At 64.2% G+C, this 1,557-nt stretch carries 1 protein-coding gene; it reads right to left on the bottom strand.

The genetic code is table 11. From position 1 onward, the window contains the following. Positions 1 to 105 precede the first annotated feature (105 nt). The gene (glyA, locus tag JZY06_RS09270) at positions 106 to 1,419 is read right to left on the bottom strand and encodes a serine hydroxymethyltransferase (RefSeq protein ID WP_207279264.1); all 1,314 of its coding nucleotides are present in this window, start codon (positions 1,417 to 1,419) and stop codon (positions 106 to 108) included. Between the last annotated feature and the right edge of the window lie 138 nt (positions 1,420 to 1,557).

Below are 1,557 nucleotides of genomic sequence, written 5' to 3'. Positions count from 1 at the left end.
GGTTGTTCCCGTCTGGCAGCCGCCGGTGTTTTTGTTGTTTTATTCAAGCAACCGGTCCGCTGGTTGTCGGCAACCGCATTCCGGCTGTGCCCGGCGCCGGCTGCCCTACATGTTCGGGGTGGACAGAAGCGACCAGTTTTCCAGGTCCTCATACAGCGGGTAGTCGGCGGCCAGTTTTTCCACCCGTGCCCGCAGCGCGGCCACGTCGGCGTTTTTACCGGCGGCCAAAGCGGTGCCGATAATATCGGCGACCTCTTCGAAGGCTGTCGTGTCGAAGCCGCGGGTGGCCAGTGCCGGGGTTCCGATCCTCAGCCCGGAGGTCACCATCGGCGGGCGGGGGTCGAAGGGCACGGCGTTGCGGTTGACGGTGATCCCCGCCTCATGCAGCAGGTCTTCGGCTTCCTGGCCGTTCATCTCGGAGTTACGCAGATCGGCCAGCACCAGGTGCACATCGGTGCCGCCGGTGAGCACATCGACGCCGGCTTTTTTACAGTCGTCGGCCATCAGGCGCTCAGCCAGAATGGAGGCCCCTTCCAGGGTGCGTTTCTGGCGGTCTTTGAATTCCTCGGTGGCCGCCAGTTTCATGGCGATGGCTTTCGCGGCGATGACATGCATCAGCGGCCCGCCCTGCTGGCCGGGGAACACCGACGAGTTGATCTTTTTCGCCCATTCCTGCTTGGCCAGGATCATCCCGGAACGCGGTCCGCCCAGGGTTTTGTGCACCGTGGTGGACACCACGTCGGCGTGGGGCACCGGGGAGGGGTGGACACCGGCGGCAACCAGACCGGCGAAGTGCGCCATATCCACCCACAGCCTCGCCCCGACTTCGTCGGCGATGGCTTTGAAGGCGGCGAAGTCCTGGTGGCGCGGGTAGGCCGACCAGCCGGCGATGATAACCTTCGGCTTTTCTTTCAGGGCCTGCTCGCGCACGGCATCCATGTCCACCCGGAAGGTGTCTTTGTCAACCCCGTAGGCAACAACCTCGTAGAGTTTCCCGGAGAAGTTCAGCTTCATGCCGTGGGTCAGGTGCCCGCCGTGGGCCAGTGACAGGCCCATGATTTTGTCCCCCGGCTCAGCCAGGCTCATCAGCACCGCGGCATTGGCCTGAGCACCCGAATGCGGCTGCACGTTGGCGAACTCGGCGCCGAAAACATCCTTGGCGCGCTGGCGGGCCAGGTCCTCGATGATGTCGACGTTTTCGCAGCCGCCGTAGTAACGGCGGCCCGGGTAGCCTTCGGCGTATTTGTTGGTCAGAACCGAACCCTGGGCCTGCAGGACCGCACGGGGAACGAAGTTCTCCGAGGCAATCATCTCCAGGGTGCCGCGCTGGCGGGCCAGTTCCCCGACGATCGCCGCATAGACATCGGGATCAAGTTCGGGAAGGGACATGAGATTCGGGTCATGGGGGTGCTGGGTCATAAATACCGGTCGTTTCTTCTGAAGGTGTCGGGCGGCGGACATTGTCGCCCGTGGATGGGGGCAGAGTGCCCCGCCGACGGCGGCACGCCGTGGCCGGCGGGAAACAGCCCACAGCTTATTGTAAACCGCTCCCCCGCC

It is taken from the genome of Corynebacterium mendelii, assembly GCF_017307055.1.
Classification (GTDB): domain Bacteria; phylum Actinomycetota; class Actinomycetes; order Mycobacteriales; family Mycobacteriaceae; genus Corynebacterium; species Corynebacterium mendelii.
This window is presented reverse-complemented; position numbering and strand designations above follow the sequence as displayed.

Excerpts from the sequence above, each read along its gene's own strand:
- glyA (WP_207279264.1), bottom strand. The coding sequence starts at position 1,419 with ATGACCCAGCACCCCCATGACCCGAATCTCATGTCCCTTCCCGAACTT.